The sequence below is a fragment of the Methyloversatilis universalis EHg5 genome (assembly GCF_000378945.1).
Classification (GTDB): Bacteria; Pseudomonadota; Gammaproteobacteria; order Burkholderiales; family Rhodocyclaceae; genus Methyloversatilis; species Methyloversatilis universalis_A.
Genome location: NZ_KB900539.1, coordinates 1,169,478 through 1,186,900, shown reverse-complemented (window position 1 = coordinate 1,186,900; position 17,423 = coordinate 1,169,478). Strand labels below are relative to the sequence as shown.

At 60.2% G+C, this 17,423-nt stretch carries 21 protein-coding genes and 2 pseudogenes; 14 read left to right on the top strand and 9 right to left on the bottom strand.

The features are described 5' to 3' along the window. Positions 1-372: 372 nt before the first annotated feature. The gene (merR, locus tag METUNV2_RS0105495) at positions 373-807 is read right to left on the bottom strand and encodes an Hg(II)-responsive transcriptional regulator (protein ID WP_005798840.1); all 435 of its coding nucleotides are present in this window, start codon (positions 805-807) and stop codon (positions 373-375) included. Between the two features lie 71 nt (positions 808-878). Here merR and merT point away from each other — a divergent pair, with 71 nt between their 5' ends. From merT to METUNV2_RS20395, 7 genes are all read left to right on the top strand, one after another. Continuing rightward, the gene (gene merT, locus METUNV2_RS0105490) at positions 879-1,229 is read left to right on the top strand and encodes a mercuric ion transporter MerT (protein WP_005798838.1); all 351 of its coding nucleotides are present in this window, start codon (positions 879-881) and stop codon (positions 1,227-1,229) included. A 13-nt stretch (positions 1,230-1,242) separates the two neighbouring features. Then, a complete protein-coding gene (gene merP, locus METUNV2_RS0105485) occupies positions 1,243-1,518 on the top strand; it encodes a mercury resistance system periplasmic binding protein MerP (RefSeq protein ID WP_018228484.1) in 276 nt (91 codons plus the stop codon). Positions 1,519-1,546: 28 nt separating this feature from the next. Further along, a complete protein-coding gene (gene merC / locus METUNV2_RS0105480) occupies positions 1,547-1,972 on the top strand; it encodes an organomercurial transporter MerC (RefSeq protein ID WP_018228483.1) in 426 nt (141 codons plus the stop codon). Between the two features lie 38 nt (positions 1,973-2,010). Next, positions 2,011-3,696 carry a mercury(II) reductase gene (gene merA / locus METUNV2_RS0105475; protein ID WP_018228482.1) on the top strand — a complete coding sequence of 562 codons (1,686 nt, stop codon included), beginning with the start codon at positions 2,011-2,013 and terminating at the stop codon, positions 3,694-3,696. A gap of 17 nt (positions 3,697-3,713) precedes the next feature. After that, positions 3,714-4,079, top strand: coding sequence for a mercury resistance co-regulator MerD (gene merD / locus METUNV2_RS0105470; protein WP_018228481.1), 366 nt, complete (start codon positions 3,714-3,716; stop codon positions 4,077-4,079). Beyond that, the gene (merE, locus tag METUNV2_RS0105465) at positions 4,076-4,312 is read left to right on the top strand and encodes a broad-spectrum mercury transporter MerE (protein ID WP_018228480.1); all 237 of its coding nucleotides are present in this window, start codon (positions 4,076-4,078) and stop codon (positions 4,310-4,312) included. Before merD ends, merE begins: the two co-directional genes overlap by 4 nt. A 172-nt stretch (positions 4,313-4,484) precedes the next feature. Next, the gene (locus METUNV2_RS20395) at positions 4,485-4,649 is read left to right on the top strand and encodes a DUF3330 domain-containing protein (protein WP_438362243.1); all 165 of its coding nucleotides are present in this window, start codon (positions 4,485-4,487) and stop codon (positions 4,647-4,649) included. 38 nt (positions 4,650-4,687) lie between these two features. On the opposite strand, the gene METUNV2_RS0105455 is transcribed toward METUNV2_RS20395, so the two are convergent. Genes METUNV2_RS0105455 through METUNV2_RS0105440 form a run of 4 tightly spaced genes read right to left on the bottom strand, consistent with a single transcriptional unit; the run spans position 4,688 to position 9,170 of the window. Then, positions 4,688-5,302 (bottom strand): recombinase family protein, encoded by a 615-nt coding sequence (locus tag METUNV2_RS0105455; protein ID WP_018228479.1) that lies wholly within the window; start codon positions 5,300-5,302, stop codon positions 4,688-4,690. Positions 5,303-5,362: 60 nt separating this feature from the next. Next, positions 5,363-6,580 carry a TniQ family protein gene (locus tag METUNV2_RS0105450; RefSeq protein ID WP_026187900.1) on the bottom strand — a complete coding sequence of 406 codons (1,218 nt, stop codon included), beginning with the start codon at positions 6,578-6,580 and terminating at the stop codon, positions 5,363-5,365. Further along, positions 6,577-7,485, bottom strand: a complete 909-nt coding sequence (locus METUNV2_RS0105445) for a TniB family NTP-binding protein (protein ID WP_018228477.1) — start codon at positions 7,483-7,485, stop codon at positions 6,577-6,579. The genes METUNV2_RS0105450 and METUNV2_RS0105445 overlap by 4 nt, the downstream gene beginning before the upstream one ends. A gap of 2 nt (positions 7,486-7,487) precedes the next feature. After that, on the bottom strand, positions 7,488-9,170 hold the full coding sequence (locus tag METUNV2_RS0105440; protein WP_011494284.1) for a Mu transposase C-terminal domain-containing protein: 1,683 nt from the start codon (positions 9,168-9,170) through the stop codon (positions 7,488-7,490). A 183-nt stretch (positions 9,171-9,353) separates the two neighbouring features. Here METUNV2_RS0105440 and METUNV2_RS20270 point away from each other — a divergent pair. Together METUNV2_RS20270 and METUNV2_RS0105435 are read left to right on the top strand one after the other, a co-directional pair. Next, a pseudogene (locus METUNV2_RS20270) lies at positions 9,354-9,437 on the top strand (type II toxin-antitoxin system YhaV family toxin); the annotation flags it as partial. 81 nt (positions 9,438-9,518) lie between these two features. Beyond that, entirely contained in the window at positions 9,519-9,779 is a 261-nt protein-coding gene (locus METUNV2_RS0105435; protein ID WP_018228476.1) for a hypothetical protein, read from the top strand. 517 nt (positions 9,780-10,296) lie between these two features. On the opposite strand, the gene METUNV2_RS0105425 is transcribed toward METUNV2_RS0105435, so the two are convergent. From METUNV2_RS0105425 to cadR, 3 genes are all read right to left on the bottom strand, one after another. Then, positions 10,297-11,286, bottom strand: coding sequence for an IS5 family transposase (locus tag METUNV2_RS0105425; protein WP_018227468.1), 990 nt, complete (start codon positions 11,284-11,286; stop codon positions 10,297-10,299). Positions 11,287-11,341: 55 nt separating this feature from the next. After that, entirely contained in the window at positions 11,342-11,899 is a 558-nt protein-coding gene (locus tag METUNV2_RS19520; protein ID WP_198288843.1) for a hypothetical protein, read from the bottom strand. A 118-nt stretch (positions 11,900-12,017) separates the two neighbouring features. Next, a complete protein-coding gene (cadR, locus tag METUNV2_RS0105420) occupies positions 12,018-12,425 on the bottom strand; it encodes a Cd(II)/Pb(II)-responsive transcriptional regulator (protein ID WP_018228474.1) in 408 nt (135 codons plus the stop codon). 95 nt (positions 12,426-12,520) lie between these two features. Between cadR and METUNV2_RS0105415 the strand changes: the two genes are divergently transcribed. From METUNV2_RS0105415 to METUNV2_RS19820, 3 genes and pseudogenes are all read left to right on the top strand, one after another. Further along, positions 12,521-13,417: a cation transporter gene (locus METUNV2_RS0105415; protein WP_004574643.1), complete on the top strand. Its 897-nt coding sequence runs from the start codon at positions 12,521-12,523 to the stop codon at positions 13,415-13,417. Between the two features lie 3 nt (positions 13,418-13,420). After that, positions 13,421-13,933, top strand: coding sequence for a signal peptidase II (lspA, locus tag METUNV2_RS0105410; protein ID WP_004863699.1), 513 nt, complete (start codon positions 13,421-13,423; stop codon positions 13,931-13,933). A gap of 21 nt (positions 13,934-13,954) precedes the next feature. Further along, a pseudogene (locus METUNV2_RS19820) lies at positions 13,955-14,134 on the top strand (ISL3 family transposase); the annotation flags it as partial. A gap of 584 nt (positions 14,135-14,718) precedes the next feature. Here the strand turns inward: METUNV2_RS19820 and METUNV2_RS0105400 are convergent. Next, positions 14,719-15,708 carry an IS5 family transposase gene (locus tag METUNV2_RS0105400; protein WP_018227468.1) on the bottom strand — a complete coding sequence of 330 codons (990 nt, stop codon included), beginning with the start codon at positions 15,706-15,708 and terminating at the stop codon, positions 14,719-14,721. 354 nt (positions 15,709-16,062) lie between these two features. Here METUNV2_RS0105400 and METUNV2_RS0105395 point away from each other — a divergent pair, with 354 nt between their 5' ends. Next, positions 16,063-16,314: a type II toxin-antitoxin system Phd/YefM family antitoxin gene (locus tag METUNV2_RS0105395; protein WP_018228472.1), complete on the top strand. Its 252-nt coding sequence runs from the start codon at positions 16,063-16,065 to the stop codon at positions 16,312-16,314. Beyond that, positions 16,301-16,669: a type II toxin-antitoxin system RelE family toxin gene (locus METUNV2_RS0105390; protein ID WP_018228471.1), complete on the top strand. Its 369-nt coding sequence runs from the start codon at positions 16,301-16,303 to the stop codon at positions 16,667-16,669. The genes METUNV2_RS0105395 and METUNV2_RS0105390 overlap by 14 nt, the downstream gene beginning before the upstream one ends. The last annotated feature ends 754 nt before the right edge of the window (positions 16,670-17,423 follow it).

Genomic DNA, 17,423 nt, shown 5'->3' with positions numbered 1-17,423 from the left:
TTGACGATCATTTGGCCGGTTCTTCGCGATTATCGGGCGATTGGTATGTATGCGAAAAATAAGGAGAATTTCTACTCAATAGACGATGTTGGCCGTCTCAGTAGAGACGAGATTGGCCGGCGAGTGGCTAAACAGGGGGATCCTGGCACGTCACGCCGGAAGGAATCGAACCCGCGTCCGCCGACCCGACCAAAAGCACACCCATTTTGCACCCCTTCGAGCTGGGCAAGTACGACAAGATCCACTACGCCATTTGTCATTTTCAGAAGGCGATAGCACGAATTATCAAAAGTCGGCCGCACGGTTTTTTCTGACGGTTGACGTCACCTCAGAAAACGGAAAATAAAGCACGCTTAGGCGTAGTTCCCTTGGCTACACCGCGTCGGTACTGCGCGGTTCTTTCTTCCCTTGCAGTGAAGCAATCAGCGGGCAAGAAACATTCCCCTGCCGCAGGTGGCAGGCACACACAAGTTCGGAAAGCACCGACTCCATACGCGCCAAGTCAGTCATTTTTTCGCGCACGTCCTTGAGCTTGTGCTCGGCCAGACTACTGGCTTCCTCGCAATGGGTGCCATCCTCCAGCCGCAGCAGTTCGGCTATTTCATCCAGACTGAAGCCCAGCCGCTGGGCTGATTTCACGAACCGCACCCGCGTTACATCCGCCTCGCCATAGCGGCGGATGCTGCCGTAAGGCTTGTCCGGCTCCGGCAACAAGCCCTTGCGCTGATAGAACCGGATGGTCTCTACGTTGACCCCGGCCGCCTTGGCGAAAACGCCGATGGTCAGATTTTCCAAATTGTTTTCCATATTGCTTGACTCCGTACATGACTACGGAAGTAAGGTTACGCTATCCAATTTAAATTCGAAAGGACACGCGCATGTCTGAACCACAAAACGGGCGCGGGGCGCTCTTCGCCGGCGGGCTGGCTGCCATCCTCGCCTCGGCCTGCTGCCTGGGGCCGCTGGTTCTGGTCACCTTGGGGTTCAGCGGCGCTTGGATCGGCAACCTGACGGTATTGGAGCCGTATCGGCCGATCTTCATCGGCGCGGCGCTGGTTGCACTGTTCTTTGCCTGGCGGCGCATCGTCCGACCGACCGCAGCCTGCAAGCCGGGCGAGGTGTGCGCGATTCCGCAAGTGCGCACCACCTACAAGCTCATTTTCTGGTTCGTCGCCGTGTTGGTCTTGGTCGCGCTTGGTTTTCCCTACGTCATGCCATTTTTCTACTAATCAGGAGTTCATCATGAAAAAGCTGTTTGCCTCCCTCGCTCTCGCCGCTTTCGTTGCCCCCGTGTTCGCCGCCACTCAGACCGTCACGCTGTCCGTGCCTGGCATGACCTGCGCCTCTTGCCCGATCACTGTCAAGCACGCGCTTTCCAAGGTCGAGGGTGTGAGCAAGACCGACGTAAGTTTCGACAAGCGCCAGGCCGTCGTCACCTTCGACGATGCCAAGACCAACGTCCAGAAGTTGACCAAGGCGACCGAGGACGCGGGCTATCCGTCCAGCGCCAAACGCTGATCCGTTGAACCGAATTCGGGAGCGACACATGGGACTCATCACGCGCATCGCTGACAAAACCGGCGCGCTCGGCAGCGTCGTTTCCGCGATGGGTTGCGCGGCCTGTTTTCCTGCCATCGCCAGCTTGGGCGCGGCCATCGGACTGGGCTTCTTGAGCCAGTACGAAGGGCTATTCATTGGCATCCTGCTGCCGATGTTCGCCGGCATCGCGCTACTCGCCAATGCTATCGCTTGGCTTAATCATCGACAGTGGCGACGCACGGCGCTCGGCACGATAGGCCCGATCTTGGCGCTGGCAGCGGTGTTTTTAATGCGGGCTTATGGCTGGCAGAGCGGTGGGCTGCTCTATGTCGGCCTGGCCTTGATGGTTGGGGTGTCGGTCTGGGATTTCATCTCGCCAGCACATCGCCGCTGCGGGCCGGACAGCTGTGAATTGCCAGAACAACGTGGCTGACGGCAACAGCCGTAGCCACCACAGAAAAGGAAAAATACATGACCACCCTGAAGATCACCGGGATGACCTGCGATTCGTGCGCTGTGCACGTCAAGGATGCCTTGGAAAAAGTACCCGGCGTGCAGTCGGCGATGGTGTCCTATCCGAAGGGCACAGCGCAACTCGCCATCGAGGCGGGCACGTCACCGGATGCGCTGGCTGCGGCCGTGGCCGGACTGGGCTACAAGGCAACGCTTGCCGATGCTCCGCCGACGGACAACCGCGCCGGATTGCTCGACAAGGTGCGCGGATGGATGGGTGCCGCCGATAAGCACAGTGGCAGCGAACGCCCGTTGCAGGTCGCCGTGATCGGCAGCGGTGGAGCCGCGATGGCGGCAGCACTGAAGGCTGTCGAGCAAGGCGCGCACGTCACACTGATCGAGCGCGGCACCATCGGCGGCACCTGCGTCAACGTCGGTTGCGTGCCGTCCAAGATCATGATTCGCGCCGCTCACATCGCCCATTTACGCCGGGAAAGCCCGTTTGATGGCGGCATTGCGGCGACCATGCCTGCGATTGATCGCAGCAAACTACTAGCCCAGCAGCAGGCCCGCGTCGATGAACTCCGCCATGCCAAGTACGAAGGCATCCTGGATGGCAATCCGGCCATCACCGTTCTGCGTGGTGAAGCGCGTTTCAAGGACAACCAGAGTCTTGCCGTCCGTTTGAACGATGGCGGCGAGCGCGTGGTGGCTTTCGACCGTTGCCTGGTCGCCACGGGTGCCAGCCCAGCCGTGCCGCCGATTCCGGGCTTGAAAGAGTCACCCTACTGGACTTCGACCGAGGCCCTGGTCAGCGACACCATTCCCGAACGCCTGGCCGTGATCGGCTCGTCGGTGGTGGCGCTGGAACTGGCGCAAGCGTTTGCCCGGCTCGGCAGCCAGGTCACGATCCTGGCGCGCAGCACCTTGTTCTTCCGCGAAGACACGGCCATCGGCGAGGCCGTGACGGCCGCCTTCCGTGCCGAAGGGATCAAGGTACTGGAACACACGCAAGCCAGCCAGGTCGCGCATGTGGACGGCGAATTCGTGCTGACCACGGCGCACGGGGAATTGCGCGCCGACAAGCTGCTGATCGCTACCGGGCGGACGCCGAACACGCGCAGCCTGGCACTGGACGCGGCGGGGGTCGCCGTCAATGCGCAAGGGGCCATCGTCATCGACAAGGGCATGCGCACCAGCACGCCGCACATTTATGCCGCCGGCGACTGCACCGACCAGCCGCAATTCGTCTATGTGGCGGCAGCGGCGGGCACCCGTGCCGCGATCAACATGACAGGCGGCGACGCGGCCCTCGACCTGACCGCGATGCCGGCCGTGGTGTTCACCGATCCGCAAGTGGCAACCGTGGGCTACAGCGAAGCGGAAGCGCATCACGACGGAATCGAGACCGACAGTCGCACCTTGACCTTGGATAACGTGCCGCGTGCGCTCGCCAACTTCGACACGCGCGGCTTTATCAAGCTCGTCATCGAGGAAGGTAGCGGACGGCTCATCGGCGTGCAGGTCGTCGCCCCGGAAGCGGGCGAATTGATCCAGACGGCTGTTCTCGCCATTCGCAACCGCATGACGGTGCAGGAACTGGCCGACCAGTTGTTCCCCTACCTGACGATGGTCGAGGGGTTGAAGCTCGCGGCGCAGACCTTCAGCAAGGACGTGAAGCAGCTTTCGTGCTGTGCCGGATGAGGAAAAGGAGGTGTTCGATGAACGCCTACACGGTGTCCCGGTTGGCCTTTGATGCCGGGGTGAGTGTGCATATCGTGCGCGATTACCTGCTGCGTGGATTGCTGCGGCCAGTCGCCTGCACCACGGGTGGCTACGGCCTGTTCGATGACGCCGCCTTGCAGCGACTGTGCTTCGTGCGAGCCGCCTTCGAGGCGGGCATCGGCCTGGACGTACTTGCGCGGCTATATCGGGCGCTGGATGCTGCGGACGGCGATGAAGTGGCCGCGCAGCTTGCCGTTTTGCGCCAGTTCGTCGAGCGTCGGCGCGAAGCGTTGGCCGATCTGGAAGTGCAGTTGGCCACCATGCCGACCGAGCCGGCACAGCACGCGGAGAGTCTGCCGTGAACAGCCCCGAGAACTTGCCGTCCGAGACGCGCAAACCGATCACCGGCTACCTGTGGAGCACGCTGGCCGTGCTGACTTGCCCCTGCCACCTGCCCATCCTTGCTGCCGTGCTGGCCGGCACAACCGCCGGTGCATTCCTTGTCGAGTATTGGGTCATCACGGCGCTCGGTTTGACCGGCCTGTTCCTTCTGTCACTGGCGCGGGCGTTGCGGGCATTGAGGGAAAGATCATGAGCGCTTCCCGGCCGGATGGATGGACTACGGCGGAACTGGCCCAAGCGTTCGAGCGCGGGCAAGGCTTTCTGTTCGCAAAGCCGATGCCGGCGGCGGCATTCGCCGTCTTCGTCAGTCAATGGAGGGGTGCCACCATGAATGCAAATGATCCGACCGCCACCAGTTGCTGCGTGTGCTGAAGGAAATCCCGCTCGATGCCGCCTTCACACCGGAAGGCGCGGAGTACGTCGAGCACTTCTGCGGGCTGGAGTGTTATCAACGTTTCCAGGCGCGGGCCAGCACTGCGACCGAAACGAACGGCGAACCGAACGCTTGCGGTTCGCCGCCGTCAAATTGAGACAAACCACGCTTTCGCTACGTCGCCTCATGTCGGCATCAAATTCGGCTGAGTAGCTTCTCGCCATCTGGACGTAGCTCGCCCTTGGGTGAAATATGCCGATACAGGGTCTGTCGCGTGACGCCAAGTTCCTGGCACAGGTCGCCGACCTTGGTCTCTGGCTGCCCCATTGCCGCCATCGCCAGCCGCAGCTTGGCGGCGGTCATCTTGAACGGCCGGCCGCCTTTCCGGCCGCGTGCCCGTGCTGAGGCCAGGCCCGCCACAGTGCGCTCGGCGATCAACTCACGCTCGAACTCGGCCAGCGCGGCGAAGATACCGAAGACCAGCTTGCCGGCGGCGGTCGTGGTGTCGATGGCCGCGCCGTGCCCGGTCAGCACCTTGAGGCCGATGCCGCGTCCGGTCAGGTCATGGACGGTATTGATCAGATGGCGCAGGTCGCGCCCGAGCCGATCCAGTTTCCAAACGACCAACGTGTCGCCTAGCCGTAGTGCCTTCAGACAGCTCGCCAGACCGGGACGATCCTCGCGTTTTCCGGACGCTTGGTCTTCATAGAGATGCGCCGGATCAACACCGGCCGCGACCAGCGCATCGCGCTGCAAGTCCGTCGCTTGGGAGCCATCCGCCTTCGATACTCGCATGTAGCCAATCAGCATCTTGTACCTGTCACATATACGTTCGATTATGTGACAGTGTGCACCGGAAAGTTCGGGCCGTCAAAATTTGTCACTTAACCCGTCATTCTGTCTAAGACATGCAAAGGGTCCATCAGGCTCATAATGTGACAGAAATTCAGGGAGGATGCCTTCCTTCGCGAAGGTGGTGCGCAACCGTTCCAGGGAAGCGGGGTCGCGCCGACCAAAGGAAGCCAACGCGAACAGCGAGCGGGCCGTCTCGGGGTCGTGCCGCGCTTCAATGATCGCCTCATCAATGGCCTGGACCGCCCGTTGCCAGTGATCGACAGGTTCGGGCTTCGGCGCTCTCGCTGGCAGTCCACTGGTGAACCCGGTTTGGGGCTCGGACCAGAATAGCTTTGCCTGCTCGCCCGGCGGGCTTATATCCCTCACTTCAATCAAGTGGATCGCCGTTGCCGCCGCCTCCAGCGTCTGCAACCGTACTGCCGGGTTCAGGGTTTCATACGGTCGCCACAGACTTTGCCCTGCACGCAGCGGATGCCCGCAGCCTTCCCAGACTTGGCGGAGATACCCCGCGTAGGTGCCGCACGCCGAAAGCGGGGTGTTCAGCTCGTCGAGCAGCGTGCGTAGCAGCCGAAACCACAATCCGGCGTGGATGCGTCGGCGCGGCAGTTCCACATGGCCGGTCGTCAGTGCCTGCCAGGTACGCTGGTCCATCGCCGCAATCGCGTCGCTGGCAGTGCGCGGTTCGGCGTCGGCGTTCTCCCAGCCGAGAAACCGCCCTGGCACGCCCCAATAGGATTCCAGCCAGCAGCCATGCAGTGGGCAGCTCAGCATCAGGGGCAGCTTCCACGCGAGCAGTACGGCTTGGTTCTCCGGATCGTTCAGGCAGAGCTGACAGGCGCGGTGTATCGGTTGGGTGGGCAGCCAGGCACGCCAGCTCGTGATGGATCGCGTCTGACGGCGGAGTCTCGGCAGCAGTACCGAGAGCTGGAACGCATAGGTTTCCAATGCGGCTGGAATCTGATCATCAAGGCTGTCCAGTAGCCAAGGCACCCAGCCGGCGAAACTCATGCAGCGCAGCCGATCCAGCTCGATACCGCTCCGCTGGGAGAGCATCGCCAGCAGCGCCAGTGGTGGCGCGGTGTCCAGGTCATCAACCTGGCCGTGACCAAGATCGTGCTCCAGCAGCTCGGACACTTCCATGTGATAGCAAAGGGCCACGCGGTTGAGCCACGAAGACAGGGCTTCGCCTTCCCTGGGAGCCGGATGCAGTGGCCAGCGTGGCGCTGGCTTCACATCAGTTCCCGCTCGAATTGCCGCCGCCGCTCGCTGGGGCCGGTGTAATCGGCCATGCTGAGCGTGCGGTTGTTGATCGCTTCCTCACCGCTCTCCACGGCAGCGACGGCCGCCGCCATCAACAGGTGCGCCAGCTCGCCGATGGTGCCCTCGCTGCGCGTGAGCAGGTAGCGGGCCATATCCAGCGTGGCAATAGACGAGGGGCGCCGCAGCGGGAGCGAAGCCGCGAAGCTGGCCAGCAGTGAGCAGCAATCGTCGTTGGCTTCCCACACCGGCAGCATCATGGGCTCGAAGCGGTTTTCCAACTGGTCATCCGAGCGGATGGCCAGGTAGGCATCGCGCGTGCCCACACCGACCAGCGGGATGCGCAATTCGTTGCCGAGGAAGCGCAGCAGGTTGAGGAATTCCCGGCGGTTGACGCTGTTGCCGGCCAGGACGTTGTGCAGCTCGTCGATCACCAGCAAACGCACACCGAGCTTGCGCAGCAGTGTCAGCGCCAGTTGCTCTATTTCCGGCAGCCGTGGGCGCGGTCGCAATGGTGCTCCCATCGCCGCGAGCAGCGCGACGTAGAAGCGGATCACCGACGGCTCGGACGGCATCTGCACGACCAATACCGGGGTGTGCTCCTGGTCGGCGTCGGAGCTGGCCGGGTGGGCGCGGCGGAACTTCTCGACGATCATCGACTTGCCGTTGTTGGTTGGACCGACCAACAGCAGGTTGGGCATGCGTTGTTTGTTTGGCCACGTATACAGGGCTTCCAGCCGGTTCAACGCCTCGACTGCTCGCGGATAGCCGATCCAGCGGTCGGCGCGAAGGCGATGGATGCGCTCATCCGCCGGGAGACGGGCCAAGCCCTGGGCCGCCGGCAGCAGGTGGGACAGGTCGATGATGGGATATTCGTCCACGGCTACCACTCCTCAATCTGGTCGAACGGTTTGGCAGGTGGCTGGTTGTCCGCCTGCGGGTCTGCCATATCCGTGTCCGCTGGTGGCGTGGTTTTGACAGGTTGTTCCGTTGACTTGAGATGCTGGCGTCGATCCGCGTCGCGCCGCGCCTTGCGCGTGGCTTTCTGCGCAGTGGTCACGATTTCGCGCATCTGCCCGATCATGCGGAACAGCGCCGACTCATCCACCTGTTCGCGCCCTTGCTGCCGCAATTTCGCCAGCGCCTGCCGTTGTTCCCAGAGGGTGACAGCCGGGTGCGACAAGGTACGGTATGGAATTTCCAGATAGTGCTGCCCCTCCGGCTCCAGCACCCAAATGCGGCTGATGTCGCGTGGGTCGCGCCGGATCAGGAACGCAGGCAGGCGGTCGCGCCGAGCTATCCACGGCTTGAGCGCATCGGCGTAGTAGTGGATGTGGTCGATGACGAAGCCAGTGCGGGTCAGGGTGCGGCGGAGGACGGGCAGGAAATCGACCAGAAAAGCCGTGGTGCGAGTGATGACGGTTGGAACGCCGGTACGCGCGACAGCTTCGGCCCAGCGTGCGGCCGGCGGTTGGAGCAGGCCGTTGTGCACGGAGCCGTGATAGGTGCCAACCGCCAATGCGAGCCAGCGTTCCAGCTCGCGCAGTGTCAGGGCGGCCATCTTCTCGGAGGCGTATTCCCCGCGCTGGTCAGGGTTGGAGAAGGTCGTCCCCGGCAATTCGTCGTGGATCATTTGCATCGCCGTGCCGATGATCCGTTCCACGATGCCGCCATAGTGCGGCTGCCCGAGAGGCCGATAGTCCAACCGGATGCCATGCTGCTCGCAGCCACGGCGTAGCGCCTCGCTCTTGAATTCGGCCGCGTTGTCCAGGTAGAGCAGCGCGGGCTTGCCGCTCATCGGCCAGTCCATTTCCACGTCCAACCTTTCCAACCAAGGGCGCTTGTCGCAACCGGCGTGTGCGAGGCACAGGCCGACCGAGACGGCAGATGGCGCTTCTAACGTGACCACCATGCCAACCACGCAGCGGGTGAACACGTCGATGGCGAGGGTCAGGTACGGACGGCCAATCGGTTGCCGGTCGCGCTCGTCCACCACGATCAGGTCGATGACTGTGTGGTCGATCTGTACCTGCTCCAGCGGTGCGGAGACTGGCGGAGGAACACCGCCAACACCTTGCAGGATGCGGGACGCATCCTGGCCTTCCCGAAGTCGAGTGGTCTTGAGTGGATCAAGGCTGGCGATCCGCAACGCGACCGTGTTGCGCGCCGGCATCCGCAGCTTTTGCAGCTTGCACACCCGCGCAACTTCACGGTGGAACGCCGCCAAGCTGCGCTTCTGCTTGGTCAGGAAGCGCTTTTGCAGTAGCTCGCGGATGATTCGTTCGACCGACTCCGGCAAGCGGCCTTTACCTTTGCCACCGCTCGACTGTCCAAGAGCCAAATCAGTGACCAGCCCCGAACCTTGCCGGGCACGGCGGATCAGGACGTAGACCTGCCGCCGGGACAGACCCAGCGCCTGGGCTGCTGCGTCGGCCGCTTCATGCCCGACCGTCTCCGACTGCGCCAACGGCCCAATGATCTCCGCGCGGCAGCGAGCACGCTCCCATGCCTGTTCTGACAGGGTGGCTACGCCGCGCTCGGCAATCGGTACGGTATCGGTCGCCATGCTCGCCTCGCTTTGGTGCACACGAGTATTGAGCATAGACGAGTTTCGTGCAGAGGAGTCCTGATATCGGGCTGTCAGGAGCCGTATGCACAGCAGGCTTCATGTCTCGTTGATTGGTGCAGTCGTCTTCTGAAAATGACACCATTCGCCCCAGCGGAGAGGTGGTGCTGACGCGCCTACGAAAGCAGCGACGTCACCTACCCGGTTTTTCGCAAGATGCTGGAAAGCGGACATCCGCCAGATGACTGGGATCGGCTCCGGGCATAAGCCCAGTGATGGGCGCAGCGTGCGACAACTCGTACCCATCTTGAACTCCCGGGCCTGAGCAACCAGATCATCCAAGGCCTGATGTCGCTCAGCGTGGCTGGCGTGTTGATAGCAGCCCCTGCTGCGCAAAAGCCCCTGCTGCGCAAAAGCCCGTCCGTCGTCAGGTCGATCGCCGACGATTTCGAAGGTCATGGAATTTTGGATTTTTTGGATCTAGACCCAAATTTGGCAACTCATGCAAAGCTTGCCATGTTCTTTCTCAGGGCCTACGAACGGAGCCCGGAAAGCGAGAACTATTTCGAACTTGGCGCCCCCGAAAAACTCAGGTTACTAGCTCCTTGACCGGCATGACTACACGGCTAGTGAATCCCAAGATTGGCTGCGGAGAGGCAAGAAGACTCCCTTGTCGGATCCTTTGAACACAGCGCGTCGCACTAACCGGGCGTCAGCAGGAAGCGGCGCTGCCTTCCCAGGTAGATCCTCGCTGAAATCACGCTATCGTCGAACCCACATTGATCAACGAGCATCTGGAGTTTCCCGAGAGACCTCACCTTGTAGGTCTGCGTCAAATGCTGGAAGCGCCGGATTTCATTTGAGGTACATGCACGCCGTGCAGTAGCCAGAAGGCCGTTCCTCTCCAGGAGTCGGAGATTCTCGGGATGGATCAGGGCCATCAAGCTTTCGATCTTTCCGATCTTTTCTAAGGAAACGCTGATCAAAGCCACCCTTCCGGGATTTTTCGTCCGTGAGGCAGCAACTCCGAAATTCGCATCGTCATGACATCGAATTTCGGCTCTTTTTCAGCCCCGAATCATCGACCCGAGGCCCTTTCGGAGCTCATCGCTCCGATTTCTCGCCCTCAGGACGCACCTGTCCTGTAGGGCGCGCACAGACTTCTCTGCGACAGCACCAGATTCGCCATCGCGAACAGCACATGCAACTGCGCCGTGTTCTTCGCCAAACCCTTGTAGCGGCACTTGCGATGCCGGAACAGGTTCTTCACCACATGGAATGCGTGCTCGACCTTCGAGCGGATGCTCGCCTTGGCGTGCTCCGCCTTCTCGATGAGTTGGCGTCTCGGGTCCGTCTTGTCCAGCCTCTTGTAAGTCGAACGCCGGCGTGCGATCACGAATTCGGCCGGGCAGTCCTTCAGTTCGGGACGCTTGCCTGCACCCTGGTAACCAGCGTCGGCATGCACGTGCTTCTCCTCACCATGCAGCAGCTTGTGCGTCTGGCTCACGTCGGACGCGTTCGCCGCCGTGGCGGCAAGCGAATGAACGATGCCGGTGTGCGCATCCGTACCGATATGCGCTTTCATGCCGAAATACCACTGCTTGCCCTTCTTCGTCTGGTGCATGTCGGGGTCGCGCTCGCCCTCCTTGTTCTTCGTCGAGGGGGGCGCAGCGATCAAGGTGGCGTCGACGATCGTGCCTTCGCGCAGGATCAGCCCTTGCTGACCGAGCTGTTCGCGGATCAGCGCGAAGATGCGCACCGGCATCTCGTGACGTTCGAGCAGGCGGCGAAATTTCAGCAGCGTGGTGGCATCGGGTGCCTGACGCTCGATCAGGTCGATGCCCACGAAGCGACGCACCGCGATGCTGTCGACGATGGCATCTTCAATTCCTTCGTCCGACAGGCCCAGGCAGTTCTGGCACAGATACATGCGCAGCATCGTTTCCAGCCCGACCGGCGGACGACCGCGCTCGCCGCGGTAGTAGTGCGGCTCGATCAATGCCACCAGCTGCGACCACGGCACCAGACGATCCAGGTCGGTCAGAAACTTCTCCCGCCGCGTCGGCTTGCGACGCGCCGAGTACTCGAGATCGGCGAAGCTGGTTTGCTGTTTCATCTGGATGGTTGCGCCTATCGGGATGACCGGGGCATTCTACGGGGACGGGGTTAAATCAGTGTTTCCCTAACAGATGAGCCAGCGCGTCAGATTCTGTAAGCACGCCGAACCGTTTCCATGCGGGCTCGTGATGGAACAGTCGATTGCGAAAATCCCTTACCGTCGAAACAAGGTCATGAACGTGGGAAAGCATGACGGCTGCGTGGGAGCTGGGCCAAGAACCAGCGAAGACGGTGCCCAGTCGGCTCGGCCAGATCAAGCCATTGCCCATAAACTCGTGATCCAGCATGAATCCCCACGTCGAGAATTCCGTCTTGGCCATCACACCGTGGTGGTTTGGGGTGACATGACCAGTGACACCGTATCGGCTGCGTTGCTCGGCAACGAATTTCCGCGTGGCCTTCGCAAAATTATCCCGTACGGCTTGGACTGGATGCGGAGGGGGCGAGCCCCGGACGAAAGATCGGTACCGAAGTTTGGCACCCGACCACCAGAAGTTCCCCAGATGCGCACGCAGTGCCCGGTCGATGGCATTGCGCAGGGCGATCTCGGCAGCCCCAATGATGGGGTAGATCGCACCGCTCACATGGGCATTCCACAGGTAAACACCCACCAGTTCAATGTCGTTCGCGGGTTGGAATACGGGGTAAGCGGATTAAATGGTTGATCTTACCTTTGCATGAGAGTGAGACAGACCGGCATCTCATCGGATTATCTGGTTGATGCTTCACCTACTGCTGGTGCATGTTTCCTTCGCTAATTCCAGCAAGAACCCCACACGCCTCAACTTCCCGGTCATCGTTGCAACTCGCTCTCAGTGAAACGAGTTGATTCTCAAGCGCTTGCAGAGCGGTTATCTGCGACCGCACATGAGAGATGTGATCATCGAGCAAGGCGTTGACGGCGGTACAAGGCTGATGAGGGTCGTCCTGATAGCTCTGTAGTTCGTGAATCTCAGCCAGTGACAGGCCAAGGATTCTGCAGCGACGGATGAAGGCCAGCCCCTCACCATGCTTCTCGGTATAGACACGGTAACCGTTGTCCTGCCGATCAGGCGGCGGCAACAAGCCCTGCTGTTCATAGAAGCGGATCGTCTGTGTTTCGACCCCTACCAACTGCGCCAACTGACCAATGCGCATCAGCCTCCTCCCCAACGGATTCTTTACTCTATTGACCTTATAGTAGCTTTATAGTTTTAAATGGTACCACAACATTGTTCAAGTGGAGTCGTATCATGAGCAAATCCTGTGGTGGCGCCTGTGGCGGTGATGCAACGTCCGCAGCGGATACCGATATACAGGCCTCCTCCGAGGCGCCAGGGAGATGGGTCAGTGTTTATGCCGTGCCGAAGATGGACTGTCCATCAGAAGAACGAATGATTCGCCTAGCCCTGAACGGCTTTGAGGAGATTCGGGCGCTGTCCTTCGACTTGTCGAACCGCCGGCTGAAGGTCGTGCATGACGGCGAGGTCGAGCCCGTCACCTCGAAACTGAAGACCTTGGGGCTAGGCGCCTCGCTTCAGGAAACCGTCGCTGCAAATCCGGAGACCATCAAGGCCGCCGAGTTTTCGGCAGCTTCTGCTAAGCAAGAATCCGGGACCCTGCGCTGGTTGCTCGGCATCAATGCACTTCTGTTCGTGGTGGAAATGACTGCCGGTCTGATCGCCCAGTCCACCGGCCTGATTGGAGAATCCCTGGACAATTTTGCCGATGCGGCGGTGTACGGGCTTGCCCTTTATGCGGTTGGACATAGCGTGAAAATGCAGGTACGTGCCGCGCATCTTGCTGGTGTACTGCAACTGATCTTGGCTGTGGGCGTGCTCGTAGAGGTGGTGAGACGCTTTGTATTCGGTAGTGAGCCTGAATCGCTGGTGATGATGGCTATCGCATTCGTCGCATTGATTGCCAATACCAGTTGTCTGCTGCTCATATCCAAACATCGGGAAGGCGGGGCGCACATGAAGGCAAGCTGGATATTCTCGGCCAACGACGTGGTGATCAACCTGGGGGTCATCACCGCCGGCGCCCTGGTCGCGTGGACCGGTTCCAATTATCCGGATCTGATTATCGGCACCATCGCGGGGGGCATTGTACTTAACGGTGCCAGACGCATTTTGGCGTTGAAGGGTTAAATAATGCTCATTATTGGCAAAAAGCTCTCGCCGTATGCCCTATTGTCCATATCGGGCCTGCTGGCAGCGTCTGATCAGGCTGTAAAGTGGCTGGTGCAGCAATCAATGGCCTATGGCGAGTATGTTTCGGTGACCCCGTTCTTTAACTGGGTGCACCTATGGAACACCGGTGCCGCATTCAGTCTTTTTGCGAATGGTGGAGGCTGGCAGCGCTACTTTTTTATCGGAATCGCGGTAGTGGTCTCGATTTTTCTGATCAAGCTGATCCTTGAAAATCGTCATAAAGGAGAAGCCATCGCTTACAGTCTTATCCTCGGTGGCGCCATGGGCAACCTGATTGACCGGGTCTTTCGCGGCTATGTTGTGGATTCCTTTGATTTCTATTGGCGAGACTGGCATTGGCCGGCCTTCAACCTGGCTGATATTGCAATTGTCCTCGGTGCCTTACTTTTCGTTTCCAGCAGCTTGTTGGGTAAAAAAGCAAACACCAATGCCGAGCCGGATGGATCTGACTGACACCTACGCCTATACAACACCATGACCGAACTTCCCGACAACATCCTTCACCTGCCGCAATACCAAGTACTGGGCTGCAAATCAACCGACGACGAAATGCACTTCCAGGTGGACGTGCCCGATCCCATCGCCTGCGAGGAATGCGGCGTGCAGGGTGAGTTCGTACGGTTCTTTAGCCAACGAAGACAGCTTCCAAGTCATGCGGATGGCAGCGTCCCTGTGCTGCAGGCCAGCGATGGCCTTGCTCAGGATGGAGACGAGATCATCCAGTGATGGGCGAGACAGAAGCTCTCGGACCTGTTGAAACGCCGAATGAGCTCCGCCACGTAGCTCTGCGGAATCGAGCTCAAGATCCTTCAATGACCCGTGCCACGTCGCCGTGGCACTCGGCGCACCTGCCAACAAGCAGCAAGTTCCCGCCTTTTAGGGTGCCGGTGAAGTTGGTGATTGTCACTTCATTGCGGCATCGCCCACACCAGACGTTGGCCAACAGACGTTGACGGATATTGGCAGGGATCGACTCCCAGCGCTGGAGGGCTGGACGGGAGAAATTTGGAAGTGCCTCAATAGCCATGGTTCGTCGCCTACAGTTTTTGATCTACCGTGCCCCTGAAATGTGCAGCCAGCTAGGGAAACGCTGATCAAAGCCACCCTTCCGGGATTTTTCGTCCGTGAGGCAGCAACTCCGAAATTCGCATCGTCATGACATCGAATTTCGGCTCTTTTTCAGCCCCGAATCATCGACCCGAGGCCCTTTCGGAGCTCATCGCTCCGATTTCTCGCCCTCAGGACGCACCTGTCCTGTAGGGCGCGCACAGACTTCTCTGCGACAGCACCAGATTCGCCATCGCGAACAGCACATGCAACTGCGCCGTGTTCTTCGCCAAACCCTTGTAGCGGCACTTGCGATGCCGGAACAGGTTCTTCACCACATGGAATGCGTGCTCGACCTTCGAGCGGATGCTCGCCTTGGCGTGCTCCGCCTTCTCGATGAGTTGGCGTCTCGGGTCCGTCTTGTCCAGCCTCTTGTAAGTCGAACGCCGGCGTGCGATCACGAATTCGGCCGGGCAGTCCTTCAGTTCGGGACGCTTGCCTGCACCCTGGTAACCAGCGTCGGCATGCACGTGCTTCTCCTCACCATGCAGCAGCTTGTGCGTCTGGCTCACGTCGGACGCGTTCGCCGCCGTGGCGGCAAGCGAATGAACGATGCCGGTGTGCGCATCCGTACCGATATGCGCTTTCATGCCGAAATACCACTGCTTGCCCTTCTTCGTCTGGTGCATGTCGGGGTCGCGCTCGCCCTCCTTGTTCTTCGTCGAGGGGGGCGCAGCGATCAAGGTGGCGTCGACGATCGTGCCTTCGCGCAGGATCAGCCCTTGCTGACCGAGCTGTTCGCGGATCAGCGCGAAGATGCGCACCGGCATCTCGTGACGTTCGAGCAGGCGGCGAAATTTCAGCAGCGTGGTGGCATCGGGTGCCTGACGCTCGATCAGGTCGATGCCCACGAAGCGACGCACCGCGATGCTGTCGACGATGGCATCTTCAATTCCTTCGTCCGACAGGCCCAGGCAGTTCTGGCACAGATACATGCGCAGCATCGTTTCCAGCCCGACCGGCGGACGACCGCGCTCGCCGCGGTAGTAGTGCGGCTCGATCAATGCCACCAGCTGCGACCACGGCACCAGACGATCCAGGTCGGTCAGAAACTTCTCCCGCCGCGTCGGCTTGCGACGCGCCGAGTACTCGAGATCGGCGAAGCTGGTTTGCTGTTTCATCTGGATGGTTGCGCCTATCGGGATGACCGGGGCATTCTACGGGGACGGGGTTAAATCAGTGTTTCCCTAGTGGTGCCCAAGGACTGCCAATCAGTATCGGCGCTGACTGCCCAGGCACAACAGGCCTTCGATTCATCCTGGGACTTCTCCCTCCACAAACGGAAGAAGGGCCAAAGGATAGCGCGGCAGCAGAGCGGCGAGAGATCCGGTCGCCATCGGGGATGCCAGTCGAGCCCCCACGGTCAAACTTTCTGGAGCGCATTCTTGTTTTGCCCGAATGAGCCTCGCCCGTCGACGAAGACTTGACGCTCGACATGTGCGTAGCTATATTTGGCTCTGATATTGGAGCCAATCATGGAAGCCATTCTTGCTGAAGTCGCCGTGAGCATGTCCGAGTTCAAGAAGAACCCCGCGGCAGTGCTCAGAGAAGCAAATCACCGCCCGGTGGCGGTGCTCAATCACAACCGCCCTGCCTTCTACATGGTCGAACCACGTCTATTCGAGGCGATGATGGACGAACTTGCCGACCAAGAACTCTACCGCAAGGCGGCGAGCCGGCTGGCCGACAAGTCCCGCGCCATCGAGGTGGACATTGACGACCTCTGAGGGCGCCAAGGCGAAGCACAAGTACGGGCTTCGCTTTATGCCTGAGGCGTTGGAGGAGTGGCGAGCACTTGATGGCTCAGTCAAATCCAACCTCAAGAAGCTCCTCGAAAAGCGCTTGGACAACCCACACGTTCCAGGCGGTGAATTGCACGGTCCCTTGGCGGGCTGCTACAAGATAAAGCTCCGCCAGCAGGGAGTGCGTCTGGTCTATTCGGTTGAGGACGACCATCTGCTCGTCACGGTCGTTGCTGTGGATAAGCGCGAAGACGGGGTTGTCTATCAAGCCGCTATGGCGCGGCTATCGGAGGTTGCGCAATCCCTCGCGAAAGCGTTGCGCGACAAGCTTAAGAAGTAGGGAGATTGATGTACTGTCTTCCTACGGTGTCTGTAGGTCGACACGCCGAGCGAAGGAGGCGTCGGACAGGCGCTTTGACCCAGAGTATGGTCCGTGGCTATACCCAGCACTGTCTCCCTCACCGGGACTCGGATCTTGCAAGACGGTCTGGTTTTTGGTAGAAGAGTGTGTGGTCGTTGGCTGGCACCTCCGACCACACAGGGTTAACTTAGACCCACATCATCAGCACAACGAGAACCAGCGTTGAACTGATGTGAAGCTTGAGTCGAAGTCGTTTGAACACGAGTGAGAGCTTCACCCGCATCACCTCCTTTAGGGAGGCCAGGATTGACAGCAGCGTGACCCGATGTTTATCAGGCGCCGGGCGCCGCTCCTGTCGGCCACCCGCGAAGGAGTGTATCAAAATGAAAAAGCCCCACTCAGGGGCTTTTTCATTTTCAGGCTCTCGCACCTTTGGGCGCAGTCCAGTTAAATTTGTATGACCCCCCCCTAGTTCTACGCGACATTCGCCTTCTGCGTAGATTCTCACTAGAGACGAGAACGTCCTTCGAGCGATCTCAATGACCTACCCACACCGGTCTCGCTTCAGAAAGTCACGACATCTCATTAGAGACAAGAGCAGCACCCTTTCGTCTCAGTAGAGTCGAGATTGGCCGGCGAGTGACTAAACAGGGGGATCTTGGCGCGTCACGCAGGAAGGAATCAACCCCGCGTCCGCCGCGCCTTTGACGATCATTTGGCCGGTTCTTCGCGA

Coding starts and splice junctions, on each gene's coding strand:
- METUNV2_RS0105435 (WP_018228476.1), top strand. CDS start 9,519: ATGTCGCTCAGCGTGGCTGGCGTGTTGATAGCAGCCCCTGCTGCGCAA.
- METUNV2_RS0105400 (WP_018227468.1), bottom strand. CDS start 15,708: ATGAAACAGCAAACCAGCTTCGCCGATCTCGAGTACTCGGCGCGTCGC.
- METUNV2_RS0105395 (WP_018228472.1), top strand. CDS start 16,063: ATGGAAGCCATTCTTGCTGAAGTCGCCGTGAGCATGTCCGAGTTCAAG.
- merR (WP_005798840.1), bottom strand. CDS start 807: ATGGAAAACAATTTGGAAAATCTGACCATCGGCGTTTTCGCCAAGGCG.
- merC (WP_018228483.1), top strand. CDS start 1,547: ATGGGACTCATCACGCGCATCGCTGACAAAACCGGCGCGCTCGGCAGC.
- merT (WP_005798838.1), top strand. CDS start 879: ATGTCTGAACCACAAAACGGGCGCGGGGCGCTCTTCGCCGGCGGGCTG.
- METUNV2_RS0105455 (WP_018228479.1), bottom strand. CDS start 5,302: ATGCTGATTGGCTACATGCGAGTATCGAAGGCGGATGGCTCCCAAGCG.
- merA (WP_018228482.1), top strand. CDS start 2,011: ATGACCACCCTGAAGATCACCGGGATGACCTGCGATTCGTGCGCTGTG.
- lspA (WP_004863699.1), top strand. CDS start 13,421: ATGCTCATTATTGGCAAAAAGCTCTCGCCGTATGCCCTATTGTCCATA.
- merD (WP_018228481.1), top strand. CDS start 3,714: ATGAACGCCTACACGGTGTCCCGGTTGGCCTTTGATGCCGGGGTGAGT.
- METUNV2_RS0105440 (WP_011494284.1), bottom strand. CDS start 9,170: ATGGCGACCGATACCGTACCGATTGCCGAGCGCGGCGTAGCCACCCTG.
- merP (WP_018228484.1), top strand. CDS start 1,243: ATGAAAAAGCTGTTTGCCTCCCTCGCTCTCGCCGCTTTCGTTGCCCCC.
- METUNV2_RS0105425 (WP_018227468.1), bottom strand. CDS start 11,286: ATGAAACAGCAAACCAGCTTCGCCGATCTCGAGTACTCGGCGCGTCGC.
- cadR (WP_018228474.1), bottom strand. CDS start 12,425: ATGCGCATTGGTCAGTTGGCGCAGTTGGTAGGGGTCGAAACACAGACG.
- METUNV2_RS0105415 (WP_004574643.1), top strand. CDS start 12,521: ATGAGCAAATCCTGTGGTGGCGCCTGTGGCGGTGATGCAACGTCCGCA.